At 47.9% G+C, this 850-nt stretch carries 1 protein-coding gene; it reads left to right on the top strand.

The window, feature by feature from the left end:
- Positions 1–263 precede the first annotated feature (263 nt).
- Positions 264–800: a phage integrase N-terminal SAM-like domain-containing protein gene (locus tag AC0QKW_RS00725; RefSeq protein WP_473149150.1), complete on the top strand. Its 537-nt coding sequence runs from the start codon at positions 264–266 to the stop codon at positions 798–800.
- Positions 801–850: the final 50 nt, after the last annotated feature.

Here is an 850-nt window from a genome sequence, read left to right as displayed (position 1 = left end):
GAGCCTCAATGAGTCCTGACTACATGCTCACTGTCCTTGCTGCAGGGCTCGCAACCTAGCACAATGTCTCGATAGTTTTCTTGCGCTTACCCTGCTCATCAGGGTAGATAGGCAGAAAGCTTCTATATATCTACCCAAATCTGCCAGATCGCTGGAAACTTTCCGCATATTATCCGGATCTAGGTAGATAGCCAGAAACTTTCCACATATCTTAGCTACAGTACACATAGACTATAAAGTAGCATTTATTACGTGGCGTACTGATGGCACACGAACCTACCCCTCAGGAGAAACCGAAAAAACTATTGGACCAGGTCCGTGAGGCCATGCGTTTAAGGCATTACGCCTACCGTACAGAAGAAACCTATGTGCAGTGGATTAGGCGGTACATCCTGTTTCATGACAAGCGTCATCCCAAAGACATGGGGCGAGCTGAAATTGAAGCTTTCTTGACAGACCTGGCCGTAAATCAGCAGGTTGCCGCTTCGACGCAAAATCAAGCGCTCAATGCAGTGCTGTTTTTGTACCACAAAGTTTTAGGGACTGAGATTGCTGGCATCAACGCTGTCAGGGCGAACCAACCGCGTAATTTGCCAGTCGTTTTAACCCAGTCAGAAGCATTGACCATTATTCGCAGTATCGATGGGCCTCATCAACTTGTGGTCAAGCTTCTCTATGGCAGTGGTTTGCGACTTTCTGAAGCCTTGCGATTGCGCGTCAAAGATCTCGATTTTGCCCAGCAGCAAATCATTGTTAACCTGAGTTCGACAGCTAAAAAGCGGCTTGTGGCAGGGCTTTAAGCTCATAGTCAGGGATGCCTAACGAGGGCTTATCGGGGTGGTAGGAATAG

Source organism: Pseudanabaena sp. PCC 9330, from assembly GCF_055795045.1.
Note: the sequence above shows the minus strand (reverse complement) of the source record. Positions and strands in the feature narration are given on the sequence as shown.